This is a genomic window from Paenibacillus farraposensis, from assembly GCF_020736845.1.
In the GTDB taxonomy this organism is placed as follows: Bacteria; Bacillota; Bacilli; order Paenibacillales; family Paenibacillaceae; genus Paenibacillus; species Paenibacillus farraposensis.
Genome location: NZ_JAFFQR010000095.1, coordinates 10,516 through 27,235 on the forward strand (window position 1 = coordinate 10,516; position 16,720 = coordinate 27,235).

Sequence of the window (16,720 nt, forward strand, 5' to 3'; positions counted from 1 at the left end):
CTGACTATACTCAAGATTCATTTGTTTCTTTTGATTATAATGGGACAATAGACAAGTGGACAAAACCTAAAAATATGTGGGTATAGTTTAACATCCCCAAATGATGCCGTGAAATATTTTGAGCTAATGCTTGTAAAACTGTAGATTTTCCTGAACCGTTAATTCCAACGAGGGCATAAACCCCTCTTTCTAAGGGAAGTTCCAACTCAGCCTTCCGTATGTTTTTGATTTGGTTTATATTAATTTTCAAATAATTCATATCTCTTCAACCTCACTTAGAATATAGTAACTCCATCCTAATTTTCATAACTAATTATTTTATTAGTTAAACTTCCATATATGGATTATATACATTAATATAGGGTTCATTCACCTATGCACTTGTCTTCGTGCCTAAATTGCTCTTCTTTGACGGAGACATCTTCTCCTTCATCTGAAGCAACATCTCCACTAGCTCATCTCGATCAATCAATCTAACTCCGTTTGACCTAGCCAATTGAAATGCCTGCTGTGTAAACTTGCTGTTAGTGACAACCCATGCCTCAGACGCTTTGTAATGAGCGCGTGTGCCCTGAACCTCCTGAACAGCCTTTAACCCAACATTCTTGCGGATTAACTCCCTAAGTTTGGACACTAACTCTCTCTTGCTCATCCAGACTTCGTTTTTGAAATTACACACGAACTTCTCGGATCGGAATCGGTTTTGTCTGGTTTTTCTCATAAAACGGAGACGGCGACAAATCGCGAATGCTGAAATGAATTCTTCGTTCATTATAAAAATGAATGAATTCAGTGACGGCTTCATAAGCTTCGCTGTACGTTTCAAAGTCGTAGCGAGCCAAGCATTCATCCTGCAATACCCTATGAAAAGATTCAATATGTGCGTTCATATTCGGTGTTCGTGGAGGAATGCGTTCATGCTCCACTCCAAAGCTTTCACAGGCAGCTTCAAACCCATGAGAAATAAACTGAGAGCCATTGTCTGACGAATCACAGGATTGGTTTACACCTCAAATAATTGTCTCTTAAACAAGGCCGTTTGTAGCGTTCGGATCACATCTTTGGCCTCGCACCGCAATCCTATGTGGTAAGCGACCACAGAACGGTCGTAAACATCGAGGCAAGACTGAATGAAGAAGAATCGGTCTTCTCCTGCAATATAACCGTACTTAATGTCCGTCTCAAACAGTTGGTTCGAATTCGTAATCATCCGATTTCGTGCCAGTTTCCGTGGGTAAGATGAGTTCACTTTTCGCTGTGGTCGCAGGATGTTCAATTCTCTGCACAATCGGTAAACCTTCTTTTTGTTAATGATTAGGCCATCATCTCGGCGTAAAGCGACGGTTAATTTTCGGTATCCATACGCATGGCCGTCTGTAGAAAATCAGCTCCATCATCCGTTCCATAATCTGAGCATCCGGTACTTATACGCCGTCCGAACGCAGCGAATATCCTGGCTTTTGTCGTCCCCCACTTGCTGTTTTCTCAATCACTTTTCCATTTTTATAGTAGTAGTAACTGGATCTCGGGATGTTGGCCAGTCGTAGCACAAGCGTGACAGCATATCCTTCACGAATGTAGTGTCCTGCTACTTCAACTTTTTCAGCAAATGAGGGTTTTTCTTTTTTATCAAGTCACGCAGTATCGCAATCTCTAGTGCCTGTTCACCCACCTTCTTCAAATTCCTTTACCCAACGGTGAAGCATATTGACGGCAATTTCATATCTCCGGGCTAAAGCCGCCTTATTCCCGGTTTCGATGGCTTCCTTGACGATTTGGCGTTTAAATTCTCTAGAATGTTTATTTCGTGTCATTTTCTCATCCCCTTATCACTAGTAGTGTTATCCATATACACTCTTAGTGTCCAAGTTCACTAAGGGGCTAAAGAGATACCGCCAAGAGGCCCTAAAAAAAGCTGTCTGATTTACTGTTGACAATCCAGAGGCTGTTACGCCTCCCCATCGTTAAAGCCTCTATTCTAGGTTTAACCACCCCCTTTATTTTCAAAGTCGAACCTTATACCTATATTTAATGGCGAAAATTGGGTTATTTGGCAACGAAAATTTATTATACAAAAAAAAGAGTCGTATATAACGACTCTTTACGTTACCAAAATACCGGGGTTTAAAAATAATAACTCTTAGCGGACTTCCGTAAATTTGTGATATGCCAGTAAGCATCTCTTTGAGAATCCACTATTTCTTAATGTAGTTGTCCAAAAAACTTACGTAGAATCTAAGTAATAAAATTCGGTGTGTGTACGAACGATGATCCGATCTACTAATCCATCATATATGCCAAAAAGAATATCTAATTGGTATATTTATAATGTCCTCATCTACTTCCTTAGTGACCGTAATTAGTTCCTTACGATTTCATCCATTAGATTCATCTCAAGCATTATTTAAGCAATTCTTCCGGAGGCTCCGGGTTGTGGACAAACACCAGGCTTGCGACACTGACAGACATGACCGCGATTGCGGAAAGACATGAAGCAAGAGTGCTATAGATATTTTTCATCATGATCGTTCTCACCTCCTTATATTAATTAAAGATAAAGACTGCACAAAAAAGCTGATAGCTATAAATGGATTTGCAATCCACAGATTAAAGCTCACTATTATAAGAGCACCAGACCGCAGCAACGGGAAATAACGTGGCGGTATACGTGTTTGTCGTTCAATGCCAGCAGGGGCAAAAACAAAAATGAGCAACATACTCACCAAAGTGACGCCTATTGTCCAGTTGTAATCCAATTTAATAAACGATAGTCCAGTAAACAGCAATGTGGAAACAGCAACACACCCCATGCCACTTTTAAGATGAATTCCCCCTGTCAATTGCCGAAGAAAAGCAAATGCAGCCATTACTGTAACTACCTCAATTACATTCCCTGTGAATATTGATATTATGATGGTTAACGAAATTATGAAAACCAAATTAAGAATAACAGCTAAGGCGTGTTTTAAAACTGGCACAGATGCAGGGTGGTCAGGCACAACACTTTTTATATGCTTAGCCATGTACAAAGATAAAGCATCAATCAGTTCGGTCACCCCTCTTCCCTTTCCTTTTTGAGAGCGTAGTAGAGGAACATCCCAGCTGCCAGTACGAAATAAATAATAATTAGTGCAAGATCAGCCGCATACATGAGAAATGCGGCAGCTACAAGGGACATGACGATAAGGATTGTTACTATGGTATGTTCCCATTTAAAACGAAGCCTCTCTAAATCAAATGTGAAGCCAATCCTGAATGTGTTCAAAAACCAAGACATCAAGAAAACCAGAGCACTGCTTAACGCTTGTAATAACGCTCCTTGGGTGGTGTTTTGTAGATGGCTAGAGTCCATTCCATTGAATGTAGTCGCCAGTATTATAGCTTGAACAGCACCATATAAGAATACTCCGGCTATAGAGATTATCGTCGACCATAATATTGGTACCTTAATAACTGTTTCCAATAGAAATGTGAACAACAAAATATTAACTATGGGTGCCAGATAAGACAAGGAGGTTTCTTCACGAAGCATGTAGCTCTGGAGGTTCATGATTAAGCTCACAAATAATGCTTGCCAGACATAATCAATTCCTCTTAAACGAAATATAGCAGTCATTAAAAAAAATGCTGCCATAGCTTCTGCTGTCGAAAATAGTAAGAACCTTAGTGGCTCCCACATAACGCATATCCCCTTCACGTAATTGGTAACAGACACACTTCTAATACTACATTTTCTACCAATACGAAGCAATCCAATTATCAGGAAAAATGGATTATTTTATGTATTATGTAAGGTATTTTTTCGATGCCGATAAAATTTCTTCCAGCTTAACCTAATTATAATCATCCTCTCCTCGAGAGAGCTTCACTTCACGTCTAGCAGTGTTGATTACTATTGCAATGCCACGCAGTTCCTCATCGTCAAACGGATTGAAAACACCCAACTTGACAGATGTGCGTGAATTGTAGGATTCACACCGAAAATAGGGGAATGATGAATATATGTACCTAAGACTGGATGGGTCTCTTTTAAAAATAGTGATTCAGGAACATTTAGTGGTTGACATCTACTCTAATTCAAAACGATAAACAAGAAAAGCTCTGCCGATCAATTAGATCAGCAGAGCTTTTTTGTGTTTCACAAAATTAAACCCACAATGCCTTAGTAATGATAACCAACAAGATAAAGAGCACTAAAATTGCTCCTGTAGAAGTCCATGCACCGCCGTATGCACCTGTACCTTCATATCCACCCATGGCTTTAACCTCCTTTATTCGTGGTACATTTTAATATATGTATAAATCCGTTCTATGACAGGGCAATTAGGTAAACAAAAACATGTCACATAGTGTTCATACCACACTAACCGCATAACAAAGGGAATTGAAATATTCTCTAGAATAAGTGATAGTCTAATAATCCGCTTTTCTTTCTGTCGGCATGTTATTTGCAGCTTTAGCACTGAAGCATCAGCTGAGCCAGTTACTGTAAATCCGATATCCAATTCCGATTTGCAACTTCAAAACACTTTGCTTCTACGGTTAAGTATTCAATACTTAACACTGAACAAAAACTGGGAGCGTCAAGAAGTTTGTGTAAATAAAAATAACCTTTCCCGTAGAAGGTGGTATTAATCTGTGGTAGTGAACATGGCCTGGAGTTCAGCAGGAGCCTGATCGAAGCCGATAGGACAACGAGTAGCAAAGTGTTGGTTGTAGCTTTCAAATGGGGAGACCAGAAACTTCTCCCAAGGCCTCCTCATGAGGGAATTGTTCCTTGCGCTTGGTGTATTTTTGATTTGTTTGTTCAACGATTCAATCAGATTACTGGAGTAGATACTTCTCCAAATGGGCTTGGGAAAGCTATAGAACGTAAAGATGTTGGGGTTCTCGCTTAACGACTTGACCACCTTGGGGTAAGAAGGCTTCCACTTGTCGCAGAAGGTCTTCAGGGCAGCTCTACCTGCTGCTTCATCCTCTGCCCGATACACCGTTTTGAAGCCCTCACAGATGCTCGCACGGTCAGACACCCGTACTTTATGAGCGATATTACGTGCGACGTGTACGAGGCAAGCTTGGTATTTAGCCTGGTGATACACTTGCTCTATGGCGGATTCCATGCCAGTCAGAATGTCAGAGATGAACAGTAATATTTCTTCTACTCCTCATGCTTTCACATCCTGTAACACTCGTTCCATACTCACATGTTCTACCATCCCCCTTGTCATATTCGACACCGTCTGTGGCGTGTAGTGATGACCGTACATTTTTTCGAGCAGGTCTGAAATCTCAGTCATCGTTACGCCCTTTTGGAACATGTGGATGACAAAGGACTCCATACTGGTTACATACCAGCGGAGTCCTTTTTCACATCTACTCTAAATTCAAACTGATTTCGTATATAATACACTCCGGCAATCTTAATCATATCGGGCGAAAACTTTTCTACGGAGCCTCCATATAATCCAAAGGGTCATTTGTGTTCATCATTCATTCGGTTGTTTAGAACAAGTAAGAGTTTTTTAATCTCAATCAGTTCACCTTCAATCCGATGAAGGTGGCTCTGCATATCGTCAATCTCTTGTTCAGCTTTGTAGTTGATCGCGAAGTCAATGATCGATTCATGCTTATCCCTTGCAGCTTGGCGGTTCTGACTCATCATAATGACCGGAGCCTGGAATGCTGCGATAAAGGACAAACACAAGTTCAACAAGATAAATGGAGGTTCATCGAAATGAAAGCGAGTAAACGGCAAGCTGTTCAAGAGTATCCAGATGGTCAGAAAGATAGCGAAATAAGTAATAAATCTCCAGCTACCACCGAATGATGCAATCCGATCCGCAAGACGATCTTGCCAGCTTGTCGTTCTTTGGTACGCTTCATCTAAATGAGAAAGAATGCTATTTTCGTAACTATCGACTAGCCGATCAATACGACGAGTATTTTCCTGATTCAATTCAATATCAAAGCCTTGAATATGAGCAGTACTTTTATTTTGCTTCTTTTTTTGAAAAAAATTCATTTTTGACATGTCGACTGCTGCCTCCTTGTTTTAAGGCAGTCAGGCTCAATACTACCCCCGTAGGAGAGGGAATTGCAACCATACTCAATTACGGTATCTAGTTTTAACCCGACTGCCAATAGACTCACTGGGTCTGGATCCGGTTCAGACGGACTTCGACTACTCATAGAATGGTTCAACCCCTCTCCCATTATCATGTAGTTGGCTCCATATTTTACTGATCATACTGGAACCATGTCACAATGCTCTAACAAATTAAAACAAAAACGCCCCTCAGCTCAACTGAAGGGGCATCGTTCTGCATGCAAGATAAAGCATGCAAATATCCGATTCCCCCAAGTTGAGCTTTGGCACTAAACGACGTAAAAGAACCAAAGTTCTTTAGCCACATTAAGAAGAGCCTTAATCCGGCAATTCCTGTTATACCCATTGGCATCTTTCGATGTTTCCGGGCAGTGGCTTATGTTCGTATAGGAGCCTCACCTAACGAGGACATCAATATTTCCCTAGCATACTGCTGTCCAAATGTGCTGTCAATCCAAATATATTTACTATATTACACCTGGTGACAGCGACGTTGCCACTCCCCCTTATAATGCAAAATAAAAAGTTGCTGTGGAGCCGGTGCGGCAAACAGGTAGTCTACAACTTCCACCATATAATCACTCAACGGCTGTCTACATATACTCTCACTTGGCTTAATGCAGCTGCAAATAGTTCGATATTCGACTTTAACACTTTATATGTATAGTTCATGTTGACCACCTCAAATAATGATGTGATGAGCGGTGCGTAACGGCCCTCAAGTAAGCCGCTCTTGTCTTAGAATTGGTAGCATCAGTCCGATCGCTCATGAGTGCATTAGAATTTTAAATAGAAAAATACTGCATTCTCAACCGTGTAAATAACATCTTGGGATTATATATCACCAAGGAGACAAGACTTTTGAATAATATAGCTTGTGCTATTAAAACCTGCTTGGAAAACAACATCTGTAACATTACATTAGGGTTGTTGAAGCAAAATTAAGCTTGGTTGAATTCGATAATCCATTACATAATTCAGAGGTGTCTTTTTTAGAATTCGTTTGAAAATATCAGCAGCATTCGGACCGGCTCAATTACCTGGCTCGTGCAATGTCTTCTAAAAGAAATTTTCTCAGCATAATGCAGGTGAATCCAATTCAGCATCTCCTTCATTCGAAGATTCTTTAACATTTCTGTTTGCTCATACTCCAAGGGAAAGCCATTAGCAATCAAATTTCTCCAAATAAACGTTAGCTGTACAGTAATGTCCATTTCATAATAGGGCGGGTTTTGCTGAATCTGCTGATGGATTTTTAAAATAGCGCCTAAAATGTTTTTAGCCCAAAGCCCCTGTGCATTCAAATGTACACAAGATAAATTAGTTGCTTGAATATAGGGGTATATATAGGCTGTATAAAATTCCTTTTATAGCATGATATAGACAACTGACAACATTGGGTGGTTTGATTTTGACTAACGTATATCTGGAATGGTTCACAACAAATGAACAAGGGCAATGTTCTCGTTATCAATGGCGGAACTTCTCATGCTTTTGTAGATCCTCACAATCTGAAAATATGCAACATTATGTTTAAACCTGAAATGCTTAGACATGCGGGGCCTGATCTTAGAACCTCGAAAGGCTTTCAGGCCCTCTTCATCCTGGAGCCCATTATCGCCATCTCCGCTCATTTGAAAGCAAGCTAAGCTTGAATATGACGAGCCTGGAGTACGTTTCCTATCTGATTTCGATGATGGTTGAAGAATATCAACAGAAATATCAGGGCTATAAAACCACGCTGACTTCACGCTTTATGGAACTTGTCGTTTATTTGTCGAGGCAATATGGTCATCAGGAAACAGACGTACAGAGTCATCTGATGCATCTGGCCAACGCGATTTCCTATATCGAAGATCACTATCTCGAAACGACTACGCTCGAAGAAATCGCTATCCAATCCAAGATATCTGTAAGACACCTGAACCGCATCTTTAAAAACGATTACCAGACTTTGCCAATTGATTACCTTCAACGACTCCGGTTGGAGCGCGCCTGTACACTGCTGAAAAATACCTCTCTTTCCATTACAGAGATCGCTTATTTATGCGGGTTCAATGACAGCAACTATCTCGCTCGTCAATTTAGAAAAACCTATGGCCTGTCACCTAAATCACATAGAAAAATAGTTACTCCATCGGTTCATAATCATACCAGTCAAATAGTGCCGGAGTTGCCCGTCCAGATTTACTAGTTGTGTACATGGCAATGATTATTCCAGTAAAGCCGCCTGCAACCTCGGTTGAAAGCAGATGGCTCTCCCCCGTTCCCATCTCAACAGCTTCAGCTTCCGGTTGACAAAAAGAGAAATGAAATTGTTCGGGCTGAGCTTCTACTTGCAGAATGACAGGTCCGTGTGGGTAATCCAATGCCTTCTCCACTCGCAGTGAGCCTACGGTTCTGCGGAGTACAATCTGTTTCTGTCCATTCATGAACGTAATGGCAAGATCATAATGGTATTTTTCGTTCATATAGACGGTTAATCCCGCTTCATCGCCACCGTTCACAGGTTCAAAATCCAGCAAGGCCGCAATTTGGCAGGTAAAGTGGCAGAGCCGGCGGCCTACAAATGCAGGAGAGCCGAGATCATCCAAAGTCATCTCGTTGCCACGAAGGGTTAGATACCCGGGATGCTCTTTCAACGTCCAACTATCTTGCTTGGGATTGCGTAAAAATATCCACTCTAAGCCCAAGTCTGAACGATTGAAGTCATCTCTGATTGCTTTTTGGGCCCATGGGACTGTAGCTAGCTGCGGTGCATGCATGACAGGTTCAATCCTTCCATGGTTACCTAGAAGAGGCCATCCGTCCGTAGTCCAATTCACAGGTGCAAGGAATACCTCTCTGCCCAAATGATGACGCTTAGGATATGAGACAGGTCTTATTCCCAGGCAAACAGCCCACCAGCTGCCATCATGTGCCTGTACCAAATCTGCATGCCCAGTCGCATGTATGCTGCTATACAAGCTTCGATTTGAAAGAATAGGGTTGTACGGACATGATTCATAAGGGCCATACGGATCTGTACTTCTGGCAATGGTCACCATGTGGCCATACTCTGTCCCTCCTTCAGCGATCATTAGATAATAATACCCATTTATTTTGTAGAGATGAGGTCCCTCGGGGTGTGCCCCACCCGTCCCCTGCCAGATTAGGCGAGCCTCTGTCAGTATTTTGCCAGTTTCAATATCAATCTCACATTGATAAATGCCATGGCCTTCACTTTCTGTGGTTGAGGATTGAAAATACACACGACCATCCTTGTCAAAGAAAAGGGATGGATCTATGCCGGACTGCTCAACCTTTATCGGATCAGACCAAGGGCCGCCTGGTTGTAAACTTTTCACATAAAAGTTCCCAATTCCACTAGTGTTGGTCGTCGTCATATAGAACCAGCCGTCATGATACCGAATTGTGGGTGCAAAGATGCCGCCTGAGCTCCATGCGTTGGCCAAAGACAATTGTTGTTCTGAAGTGAGACAATGACCAATCTGGTTCCAATGAACAAGGTCTTTACTATGGAAAATAGGGACGCCTGGAAAATACTCGAATGAACTTGTGACCAGATAATAATCATCACGGACCCTGCATATGCTGGGATCGGGGTAAAAGCCCGGTATCACGGGATTGTTATATTGCATCCAATTCAACTCCTAACCATCACAAATTTTATTGTTCCAATCTCAACATATATTGTATTTCACTGTCTTATGTACAACCATAAGAATCATGTCATGAAAATAGCACTATATAGACAAAATCTGAATTTCACGTTGAGATTAGCCCTTATAAAAGAATAACCGCCACTGTCTCCAACGAGTCCCACATCGTATACGCTTATCAAGCGCTGTATCAAAAAAGGAGCGATTCAACGCTCCGAACCGAACTTCATGTGCCATGCGCTGGTGCTTTTTATGACAAAAAGACCGATAAAGTTGAATTCAACGTCGGCGCCTACGACTCGCATGAAAAGCTACATGAAACTAAATTTATTGTGCCTGTAGAAGCCCTATACGTCAGCGAAGTAAGACAGGATTGCCCGAATGTGCAGCCCTTAAACGGAATACCAAACTTGCAGCAAAACAGAGAGGTGGCCTGAACCATCTCCTCTGCTTCCCTACATCTTAGCAGGTTATGATGTATGAAATCCTCTCTCGCGTAGATATAGATTGTTGATTCAAATTCAAACGAAATCAAATAACCAGTCGCTGGTCAATTCCGACGACTGGCTGCTTAGACTTGTAAGGTGTTTTGATCCCTGTCTCACAAACCAGGGTCAGTTCCCTATGTCACTGCCGGGATAGCTGGATTTTCTTTTTATTTTTCTTGAAGCAAATGTAAAAAATGAGCTAACGCATTCGCGGGAAGGTGATCCAGCTCAGCAAATTCAATCTCGACTTCTTTCCTTTCTCCCTAACCTGTCCCATGAATTCTCCCAGAAAATGTTCCCATTTTACACCTACTTCTTTTTTCGCGCCATCGTTCTCAAGCACGCAATGTACGCTTTCGTCCAAAGCCATTTCCAGGTGAGTCAAAGCTTCACGCAAATGACTGTCTATATTTTGTTCGGTCATGCATCAGTTCTCCTCACTTATCGGTGTCGTCAAGCATCGCGATTTCTCGGTCCAGCTGTTTTTTCATTCTTTCAAACTGGGCTTCGGCTATAATGTCTTCCACTTCCTGCCGCGCCAATTGAAGGATGGATTTGCTGCGATTGATCAAGCTGGCACTGCCCTGTATGCCGGTTTCGAAAAGCGGGCGAAAGGTTGTTTTGGCGATGGGAATCAATGCGGAAGCGGCCAGGGCAAGGGCCGTGCCGACAACAACTTTGTCCAGGTTTTTGGGTAACATGGTGATCCTCCTTGGTGTTAAGTACGGCTGCGGCTCAAACAGCCGCAGCATAGGTGCCGCTTGCAGGGGAAGCGTTATGTGCTTGTTTCTTGGCAATCAGGTTTAAAACCGGTTTGGCCAAAAGGGATACCGACCCGGCTACGCCTAGGATGGGAATCCAATAGTGCATCGGCAGGCGGGCGGTATGGAAAAACCCGGCCAACGGCGGAATGTACAGGGCTCCCAGCAGAGCCAGCCAGGACACGCAAAGTGCGCCGAGCAAGAAGCGGTCCTTCGTCCAATCGCGCACGGTTTCCTCCGTGCCTTCCTGCCGCCATGAAAATGCTTGCATCAATTGGCCTGCAACCAACGTGGCAAAAGCAACGCTTTGAGCGACAGGCACAGGCGCACCGACAGCAAGGCTGGCACCAAACAAGCCGAGCGAACCCAGACCCAGAAGGACGCCTCTGGTAATCACTTTTTGGTAGAGCGCTTTATCGACGAAATCCGTTCGTTTCGGCTGCTTCGTTTTTTCCCCTCCGTTAACTGCCAGAACCATCGCCGGCAAAGCGTCGGTCAGCAAATTCATCAGCAGAATTTGAATCGGGACCAACGGAATCGGCAAGCCGACCATGACGGCAACGCTGGTTACAAGAATCTCGGCCAGATTGCCGGTTAATAAACAACCGAGCGCTTTGCGAATATTTCCGATAATCGTCCGGCCTTCTTTAACCCCTTCGACAATCGTGCCAAAGTCATCCTGGGTCAGCACCATATCCGCCGTTTCCTTCGTTACCTCCGTCCCTGTTCGGCCCATGGCGATCCCTACGTTGGCTTGTTTGATCGCCGGCGTATCGTTGACACCGTCGCCGGTCATCGCCACGATCTGCCCGCATTGCTGCAGAGCCGTGACAATACGGAGCTTGTGCTCAGGCGTAACCCGGGCAAATATGGACACCTGATCCACCATTCGGATCAGTTCCTCGTCCGATAGACGATCAAGCTCATGTCCAGTGACAACGCTATGGGCATCGCTGTTAATGCCGAGCTGCTTTCCGATGGCAATGGCGGTAATCGGGTGATCGCCGGTAATCATCACAGGCTTAATCCCGAGCGCAAAAGCTTCCTGAATGCTTTGCTCCACCTCCGGCTTGGGAGGGTCCATCATCCCGGCTAAGCCAACATAAATCAGCTCCCGCTCGTCATCGATGGAATCACCGCCCTCGCTTTCGTCAAAAGGCCGGTACGCAAAGGCAAGCACGCGCAGGGCATCGGCTGAATACTGTTCACTTTGCTGTAAAATAAATTGCTTCTGATCTTCGTACAGAGGGAATAAATCCCCATTCTTCTGATAACGGCTGCAATGGCGGAGAATGGTTTCTACAGCTCCTTTGGAGAAGAGGTAGCATTCCTGCTCGTTCTGAACATCCTTGCAGACCACGCTCATTTTCGCCGTTTTGGAATCAAACGGGATTTCATGCCCGCGATGCCAATGGGTCATATCCTTGAGCCACAGCCCGTTTTTGGCTGCAAGCGCCAGAAGCGCGCCTTCGGTCGGATCGCCTTTGGTCGTCCATTGTCCCTCCTGCTGCTCAAGCTCGCTGTTATTGCACAGCAGACAGATTTGCAGCAAACGATTCAAGTCGGGGTTAGCTACGTGCTGCTCGTACCTATCTGTATCCTCCAGTTCCAAAGCTGTGGCCGCTACCTCGGGACCAACCTCGTGTAATACTCCCGTCGGTTCGTAGCCGTTGCCTGTTACAGTCCACCTGCGATCCGCGGTGGAAATGGCCTTTACCGTCATTTCATTTTTGGTTAACGTGCCAGTCTTATCCGTGCAAATCACCGTCGTTCTTCCTAATGTTTCCAATGAGGAAAGCTTGCGGATCAGCGCATTTTTCTTCGCCATCCGGTAGATGCCTGCGCTGAGCGCAATTGTAATCGTAACCGGAAGACCTTCAGGAATGGCAGATGCGGCCAACGTGATCGAGGTCGTAATCATTTGCGGAATAGGAATACCGCGAAGCGTCCCCATCACGAATACGAGCCCTCCGACGATGAGCGCGCCTTTCATGAATTTTTTGCTAATCGACGACACTTTTTCCTGCAATGGGGTGACTTCTTTTTCCTGATGCTTTAAAAGGGACATTAAATGCCCCATCTCGGTATTCATCCCCGTTTGCACCACGACACCTCTTCCCTTGCCTCCGCACACGTCGGTACCCATGAACAGCATGTTGCTTCGCTCGGATAAAGCACATTCCTCAAGCAAAGCGGACTCGCTTTTATCGACGGGAAGAGATTCCCCGGTCAGCGTCGCCTCGTTAACGCGCATGTTCGATGCGTGGATCAGGCGGATATCCGCCGGAACGCGATCCCCTGCTTCCAGGCAAACGATATCGCCGGGCACCAATTCTGCCGCATTCAATTCCACCAGCTGGCCAGTTCTGATCGCTTTGCATAGCGGGGGTTGGAATTGATTCAGTGTTTCTACAACCTTTTCCGCTTTGCGTTCCTGAATCGTACTGATGGCAGCATTAGCAAGCAGGATAGTCCCCATCGCCATTCCGTCAAATATTCCCCCGGTAAAAAAAGCCAGTACACTTGTGCCCAGCAAAATCAGGGTTGTAAATTCCTTGAATTGGCCCAAATACGAAACCAGCCATGGGGTCGGTTTTCTACTGTCCAGCCGATTCGGACCATACTGGCTCCTTATTGCAGCAACCTGATCGGCTGTCAGCCCGGTTTGCAGATTCGTTTGAAACGACCCGAGCACCAGCTCGTTTGGAAGCTGATGCCAGGCCAGAACTTCGGAAGTAACCGCAGCTTCGTCCATATATGTCATATTTGGTGGGGGCAGCAGGGTTTCACTTTTACTTTTCGTTCGCGACATAAAGACAAGCGACAAGGCATCTCCAATCAGGTTGGCAACAGGTGCGCTGATCATGCCTAACATTGCTAAAGCAGAGCCAAATATATTCCATTTTTTAGAAATCGATACATGCTCGTTTACGGTTTGATCCGTTCGCTCGGCGTACCGGACGCTTTCCTGAATACGCTGCAGATCATGAGTGGAGATGGAGGGGATGCCGGCTTCTTGATATAACGGATACAGCGGATTTTTCGTGTGTCCAGTAACCAATAAAACCTCTTCTCCCTGCTGCTTGAGTGCAGCAATTCGTTCCATCACTTCCCCCTGCTCCAGGGATAACCAGCTTGTATCCAGACGGCTTTGGAAAAGCTCGTCGGCGCTTATGTGCATGCTGTTGTTCAGCAAACCAAGCTGCCAGCCCTTTTTCCTAAAAGCAGCGGCATCAGCTCCATATTCATTGACCCCCGATTGCCGAAGCCTGGCCAGGAATCCGAGACATTCGCCTCTGGCCTTTCCCTGCTTGCCGACAAAAAGAACGTCGTATCCCCCTCTTACAAGCCTCTTGGCTTTCAGCTCATAAGCATCGCAATGGATCCCGTGTTCCTGCAAAAACTTGCCGCTGCCTATGATGACCTGGCTATCAAGGACCTTGCCTTTGAGTCCCTGTCTCGCTTCCTCCACATGAAAAGCCGTGCGGATTGTGCGGCAAGTTTGTTTAGCCTTGCTGTACACCTCTTCCTTCCACGGATGACGGCTTTTTTGCATGAGCGAGGCCGCCAGGCATACCGCTTGATCCGCATCCTGCTCCTGTGCTGCAATGCATTGAATTTCTTTAATCTCCGGATGGTTAAACAGAAGTGACGAATCTTCGAATAACATCGTTTTCGTTCGGGCGAGTTGGGATAACGACCCTTTTTCAGGAACCAGGTATTCTCTATCTTCCGAAACAAGCTCGGCCTGATCCCAGGCGTACTCAGTGGGAACCGTTATCACCCGTGGATTTGCTGCCAGAAGCACAGCAATCGCGCGAAGCGGATTACGGGTAAGCGCCCAGGTTACTCCGGCTGCGATAAAGCCCCATTTGCCTACCTTTTCGCTATAAGCTTGGATTTTCGGTGGCAAAGAAGCCTCCCGCTGTCCATGTAATCTTGAGCGGCTTCTTCTCCAGTTGATATATTGCAGCATGCTGAGTCCGCCAAGCACTACCAAATGTTCACGTACGAGCGCAAGTGCGAGCGCGCTTGTACCTAAAATGAGATCCAGGCTTATTTTTTTCTGATCGGCATAGGGTTGAATTCCTCGTTTCAGAAAAGGGTAACCGGTGACGAGGGAGACGAGCGCCGATAAATAGAAAGGCGCTGGGCTGCTTGCCAGAGCGGACTGTCCAACCAAGGCCTGCTTGATGCCGAGCACGGCCAAACCGCCCATGGAAACAGCTAGCCCAATAGGGACTTTTTCCGCAGGTTCCCGCGTGTATGGATTGGCCCCCGGTATTATAGGAAACGCCCGCAGATCGCGGGAGAGTTCCCCTTTCGGCAGAGCAGCCTTTGTGGCCGCAATCTCCTGCTCCGCTTCCTCCAATTCAGTGAGATCGTGCCGGGCATTCGGATCGACTGTCCGATGTGGTGAACCAATCCGCTTCTCTGCTTCCTGAAGTACATGGAACATGTGCTGCTCGGAAACAAGCTTTACGTCATATAGAAGTAGGACTCGGCCCGTCACCGTACAAATGTCCGTTCTGTTAATTCCACGGCAAGCGGAGAAGCTTTCGCTCAATATCCTAGCAGCCTCCTTGCTTCCATGCAGTCCGTAAATTTCCATCCGTATTCTTCCCGGCAAAACGTGAAGAAATCTGTTTTTCTTTCGCAGCTCAATCATCCCTAACTCTCCTTCATCCAAACTCAAAAAAGCGATTTGACTATTGTTCGCAGTCATAGCCAAAATATACATTTTATTTTCCTGAATGTGAGGCGGAGTATAAAAAGAACATATTATGGAATTATTTTTTATGTACAACTTTTTTTAAGGAGAGGATTATGTGGCCAAATCACCGCTTGGTATTATTTTCGCCGCTGCGGCCATCACGCTTGCCGTCTCACCGGAAGGCCGACAGGCTGTACGCAAGCTTGCCGTCAAGGGGGCCGGCCTGCTGCTTGAGCTCACGGATGAAATTAAACACAGCACCGCCGGGCATCATCAGTCCACCGTGGCGACAAACAATGAGGAGCAAAATACAGATTAGTCCTTGCTTTCGTTACCTCGGAAAAATATTTGTTGGGTTAAAAATGAGCAATGGGGAACTACTATCCCATAGCACCAAAATTAATCACGCAAAGGAGAGATCAGCATGTTTCAAGGCGGTTCTTTATTGGGAGGTCTTATCTCCGGAGGGATTACGCAGTTGCAGGATACCATGAGCCTGAAGAGAGGACAAATGGAAAACAAAGATTATATGGTCCATACAACACGAAATTTGACAGGAGCTCTCGGCGTTATGGCCGGCATTGAATACGGGGCGATACTCGGCACATCGTTGCTGCCGGGAGTAGGAACCGTTATTGGGTCTGTTGTCGGCGGCCTATTAGGCAACAGCTTAGGCCAAACCATCGGAACGCAGGCTGGCAGCGCGCTTGTGAACAGCCGTATGGGGGGCAACATCGCCCAATCAGTAGTCAACGCAACCAAGTCGCTGACACAAAAAACCGCAGCGAATGCCGTACAGTCGATAGCGGAACAAGTCACTACGAGTGCTGTGGAGTCGGTAGCTAAGCAAGCCGTCGCGAATGCTGTACAGTCTTAACACATACGAATGATCACGCAATCAGCTATAAAACTCGCTAACTTCAATTAGCGGGTTTTACCCAATTTTTAATAACGAAAGGATGCTTGCCTTATGATTAATTCTAAAAAGG

18 protein-coding genes, 4 pseudogenes and 1 riboswitch are annotated in these 16,720 nt (G+C 45.1%); of the genes and pseudogenes, 4 read left to right on the top strand and 18 right to left on the bottom strand.

All coding sequences use genetic code 11. The annotated features are described in order from the left end of the window. Positions 1–34 precede the first annotated feature (34 nt). The 14 genes and pseudogenes from JO375_RS14875 to JO375_RS14935 all read right to left on the bottom strand — a co-directional run. Positions 35–259 (bottom strand): AAA family ATPase, encoded by a 225-nt coding sequence (locus JO375_RS14875; protein WP_229525201.1) that lies wholly within the window; start codon positions 257–259, stop codon positions 35–37. Positions 260–373: 114 nt separating this feature from the next. Then, positions 374–652: a restriction endonuclease gene (locus JO375_RS14880; RefSeq protein WP_229525202.1), complete on the bottom strand. Its 279-nt coding sequence runs from the start codon at positions 650–652 to the stop codon at positions 374–376. A 19-nt stretch (positions 653–671) separates the two neighbouring features. Continuing rightward, positions 672–926 (bottom strand): integrase core domain-containing protein, encoded by a 255-nt coding sequence (locus JO375_RS14885; RefSeq protein ID WP_267497713.1) that lies wholly within the window; start codon positions 924–926, stop codon positions 672–674. 77 nt (positions 927–1,003) lie between these two features. Further along, on the bottom strand, positions 1,004–1,210 hold the full coding sequence (locus tag JO375_RS14890; RefSeq protein WP_229525204.1) for a hypothetical protein: 207 nt from the start codon (positions 1,208–1,210) through the stop codon (positions 1,004–1,006). A gap of 51 nt (positions 1,211–1,261) precedes the next feature. After that, a pseudogene (locus tag JO375_RS25085) lies at positions 1,262–1,360 on the bottom strand (IS3 family transposase); the annotation flags it as partial. Positions 1,361–1,664: 304 nt separating this feature from the next. Beyond that, a complete protein-coding gene (locus tag JO375_RS14895) occupies positions 1,665–1,814 on the bottom strand; it encodes a transposase (protein WP_229525205.1) in 150 nt (49 codons plus the stop codon). 586 nt (positions 1,815–2,400) lie between these two features. Continuing rightward, positions 2,401–2,523, bottom strand: a complete 123-nt coding sequence (locus tag JO375_RS14900; RefSeq protein WP_229525206.1) for an AgrD family cyclic lactone autoinducer peptide — start codon at positions 2,521–2,523, stop codon at positions 2,401–2,403. Between the two features lie 8 nt (positions 2,524–2,531). Then, a complete protein-coding gene (locus JO375_RS14905) occupies positions 2,532–3,023 on the bottom strand; it encodes an accessory gene regulator ArgB-like protein (protein WP_229525207.1) in 492 nt (163 codons plus the stop codon). A 29-nt stretch (positions 3,024–3,052) separates the two neighbouring features. After that, positions 3,053–3,679: a hypothetical protein gene (locus JO375_RS14910; protein WP_229525208.1), complete on the bottom strand. Its 627-nt coding sequence runs from the start codon at positions 3,677–3,679 to the stop codon at positions 3,053–3,055. A 467-nt stretch (positions 3,680–4,146) separates the two neighbouring features. Continuing rightward, positions 4,147–4,257: a YjcZ family sporulation protein gene (locus tag JO375_RS14915; protein ID WP_229525209.1), complete on the bottom strand. Its 111-nt coding sequence runs from the start codon at positions 4,255–4,257 to the stop codon at positions 4,147–4,149. A 374-nt stretch (positions 4,258–4,631) separates the two neighbouring features. After that, a pseudogene (locus JO375_RS14920) lies at positions 4,632–5,342 on the bottom strand (IS256 family transposase); the annotation flags it as partial. A gap of 131 nt (positions 5,343–5,473) precedes the next feature. After that, positions 5,474–6,031 (bottom strand): DUF1003 domain-containing protein, encoded by a 558-nt coding sequence (locus tag JO375_RS14925; RefSeq protein WP_229525210.1) that lies wholly within the window; start codon positions 6,029–6,031, stop codon positions 5,474–5,476. A gap of 316 nt (positions 6,032–6,347) precedes the next feature. Next, positions 6,348–6,520, bottom strand: a riboswitch (M-box (ykoK) riboswitch). Positions 6,521–6,578: 58 nt separating this feature from the next. Beyond that, a pseudogene (locus JO375_RS14930) lies at positions 6,579–6,778 on the bottom strand (hypothetical protein). A 162-nt stretch (positions 6,779–6,940) separates the two neighbouring features. Beyond that, positions 6,941–7,473 (bottom strand): annotated as a pseudogene (locus tag JO375_RS14935) (AraC family transcriptional regulator); the annotation flags it as partial. 290 nt (positions 7,474–7,763) lie between these two features. On the opposite strand from JO375_RS14935, the gene JO375_RS14940 reads away from it, so the two are divergent. After that, positions 7,764–8,300, top strand: a complete 537-nt coding sequence (locus tag JO375_RS14940; protein WP_322098744.1) for an AraC family transcriptional regulator — start codon at positions 7,764–7,766, stop codon at positions 8,298–8,300. On the opposite strand, the gene JO375_RS14945 is transcribed toward JO375_RS14940, so the two are convergent. After that, positions 8,236–9,747, bottom strand: a complete 1,512-nt coding sequence (locus JO375_RS14945; protein ID WP_229525211.1) for a glycoside hydrolase family 43 protein — start codon at positions 9,745–9,747, stop codon at positions 8,236–8,238. The two genes, JO375_RS14940 and JO375_RS14945, sit on opposite strands and share 65 nt — an antisense overlap. 251 nt (positions 9,748–9,998) lie before the next feature. Between JO375_RS14945 and JO375_RS14950 the strand changes: the two genes are divergently transcribed. Beyond that, the gene (locus JO375_RS14950) at positions 9,999–10,205 is read left to right on the top strand and encodes a hypothetical protein (RefSeq protein WP_229525212.1); all 207 of its coding nucleotides are present in this window, start codon (positions 9,999–10,001) and stop codon (positions 10,203–10,205) included. Between the two features lie 250 nt (positions 10,206–10,455). Here JO375_RS14950 and JO375_RS14955 read toward each other — a convergent pair whose 3' ends face one another. The 3 genes from JO375_RS14955 to JO375_RS14965 are packed head-to-tail and all read right to left on the bottom strand — an operon-like array spanning position 10,456 to position 15,686. Beyond that, positions 10,456–10,680, bottom strand: coding sequence for a hypothetical protein (locus JO375_RS14955; protein ID WP_229525213.1), 225 nt, complete (start codon positions 10,678–10,680; stop codon positions 10,456–10,458). A 13-nt stretch (positions 10,681–10,693) separates the two neighbouring features. Then, positions 10,694–10,957 (bottom strand): DUF5132 domain-containing protein, encoded by a 264-nt coding sequence (locus JO375_RS14960; protein ID WP_229525214.1) that lies wholly within the window; start codon positions 10,955–10,957, stop codon positions 10,694–10,696. Between the two features lie 34 nt (positions 10,958–10,991). After that, positions 10,992–15,686, bottom strand: a complete 4,695-nt coding sequence (locus tag JO375_RS14965) for a cation-translocating P-type ATPase (protein WP_229525215.1) — start codon at positions 15,684–15,686, stop codon at positions 10,992–10,994. A gap of 160 nt (positions 15,687–15,846) precedes the next feature. On the opposite strand from JO375_RS14965, the gene JO375_RS14970 reads away from it, so the two are divergent. Both JO375_RS14970 and JO375_RS14975 read left to right on the top strand, forming a co-directional pair. After that, complete coding sequence (locus tag JO375_RS14970; protein ID WP_229525216.1) at positions 15,847–16,050, top strand: hypothetical protein; 204 nt, start codon at positions 15,847–15,849, stop codon at positions 16,048–16,050. Between the two features lie 105 nt (positions 16,051–16,155). Continuing rightward, positions 16,156–16,608, top strand: coding sequence for a glycine zipper domain-containing protein (locus tag JO375_RS14975; RefSeq protein WP_229525217.1), 453 nt, complete (start codon positions 16,156–16,158; stop codon positions 16,606–16,608). Positions 16,609–16,720 lie beyond the last annotated feature (112 nt).

Bases quoted from the DNA above. Each gene is read 5' to 3' on its own strand.
- JO375_RS14875 (WP_229525201.1), bottom strand. From the start codon at position 259: ATGAATTATTTGAAAATTAATATAAACCAAATCAAAAACATACGGAAG.
- JO375_RS14880 (WP_229525202.1), bottom strand. From the start codon at position 652: ATGAGCAAGAGAGAGTTAGTGTCCAAACTTAGGGAGTTAATCCGCAAG.
- JO375_RS14890 (WP_229525204.1), bottom strand. From the start codon at position 1,210: ATGATTACGAATTCGAACCAACTGTTTGAGACGGACATTAAGTACGGT.
- JO375_RS14895 (WP_229525205.1), bottom strand. From the start codon at position 1,814: ATGACACGAAATAAACATTCTAGAGAATTTAAACGCCAAATCGTCAAG.
- JO375_RS14900 (WP_229525206.1), bottom strand. From the start codon at position 2,523: ATGATGAAAAATATCTATAGCACTCTTGCTTCATGTCTTTCCGCAATC.
- JO375_RS14905 (WP_229525207.1), bottom strand. From the start codon at position 3,023: ATGGCTAAGCATATAAAAAGTGTTGTGCCTGACCACCCTGCATCTGTG.
- JO375_RS14910 (WP_229525208.1), bottom strand. From the start codon at position 3,679: ATGTGGGAGCCACTAAGGTTCTTACTATTTTCGACAGCAGAAGCTATG.
- JO375_RS14915 (WP_229525209.1), bottom strand. From the start codon at position 4,257: ATGGGTGGATATGAAGGTACAGGTGCATACGGCGGTGCATGGACTTCT.
- JO375_RS14925 (WP_229525210.1), bottom strand. From the start codon at position 6,031: ATGTCAAAAATGAATTTTTTTCAAAAAAAGAAGCAAAATAAAAGTACT.
- JO375_RS14940 (WP_322098744.1), top strand. From the start codon at position 7,764: ATGACGAGCCTGGAGTACGTTTCCTATCTGATTTCGATGATGGTTGAA.
- JO375_RS14945 (WP_229525211.1), bottom strand. From the start codon at position 9,747: ATGCAATATAACAATCCCGTGATACCGGGCTTTTACCCCGATCCCAGC.
- JO375_RS14955 (WP_229525213.1), bottom strand. From the start codon at position 10,680: ATGACCGAACAAAATATAGACAGTCATTTGCGTGAAGCTTTGACTCAC.
- JO375_RS14960 (WP_229525214.1), bottom strand. From the start codon at position 10,957: ATGTTACCCAAAAACCTGGACAAAGTTGTTGTCGGCACGGCCCTTGCC.
- JO375_RS14965 (WP_229525215.1), bottom strand. From the start codon at position 15,686: ATGATTGAGCTGCGAAAGAAAAACAGATTTCTTCACGTTTTGCCGGGA.
- JO375_RS14975 (WP_229525217.1), top strand. From the start codon at position 16,156: ATGTTTCAAGGCGGTTCTTTATTGGGAGGTCTTATCTCCGGAGGGATT.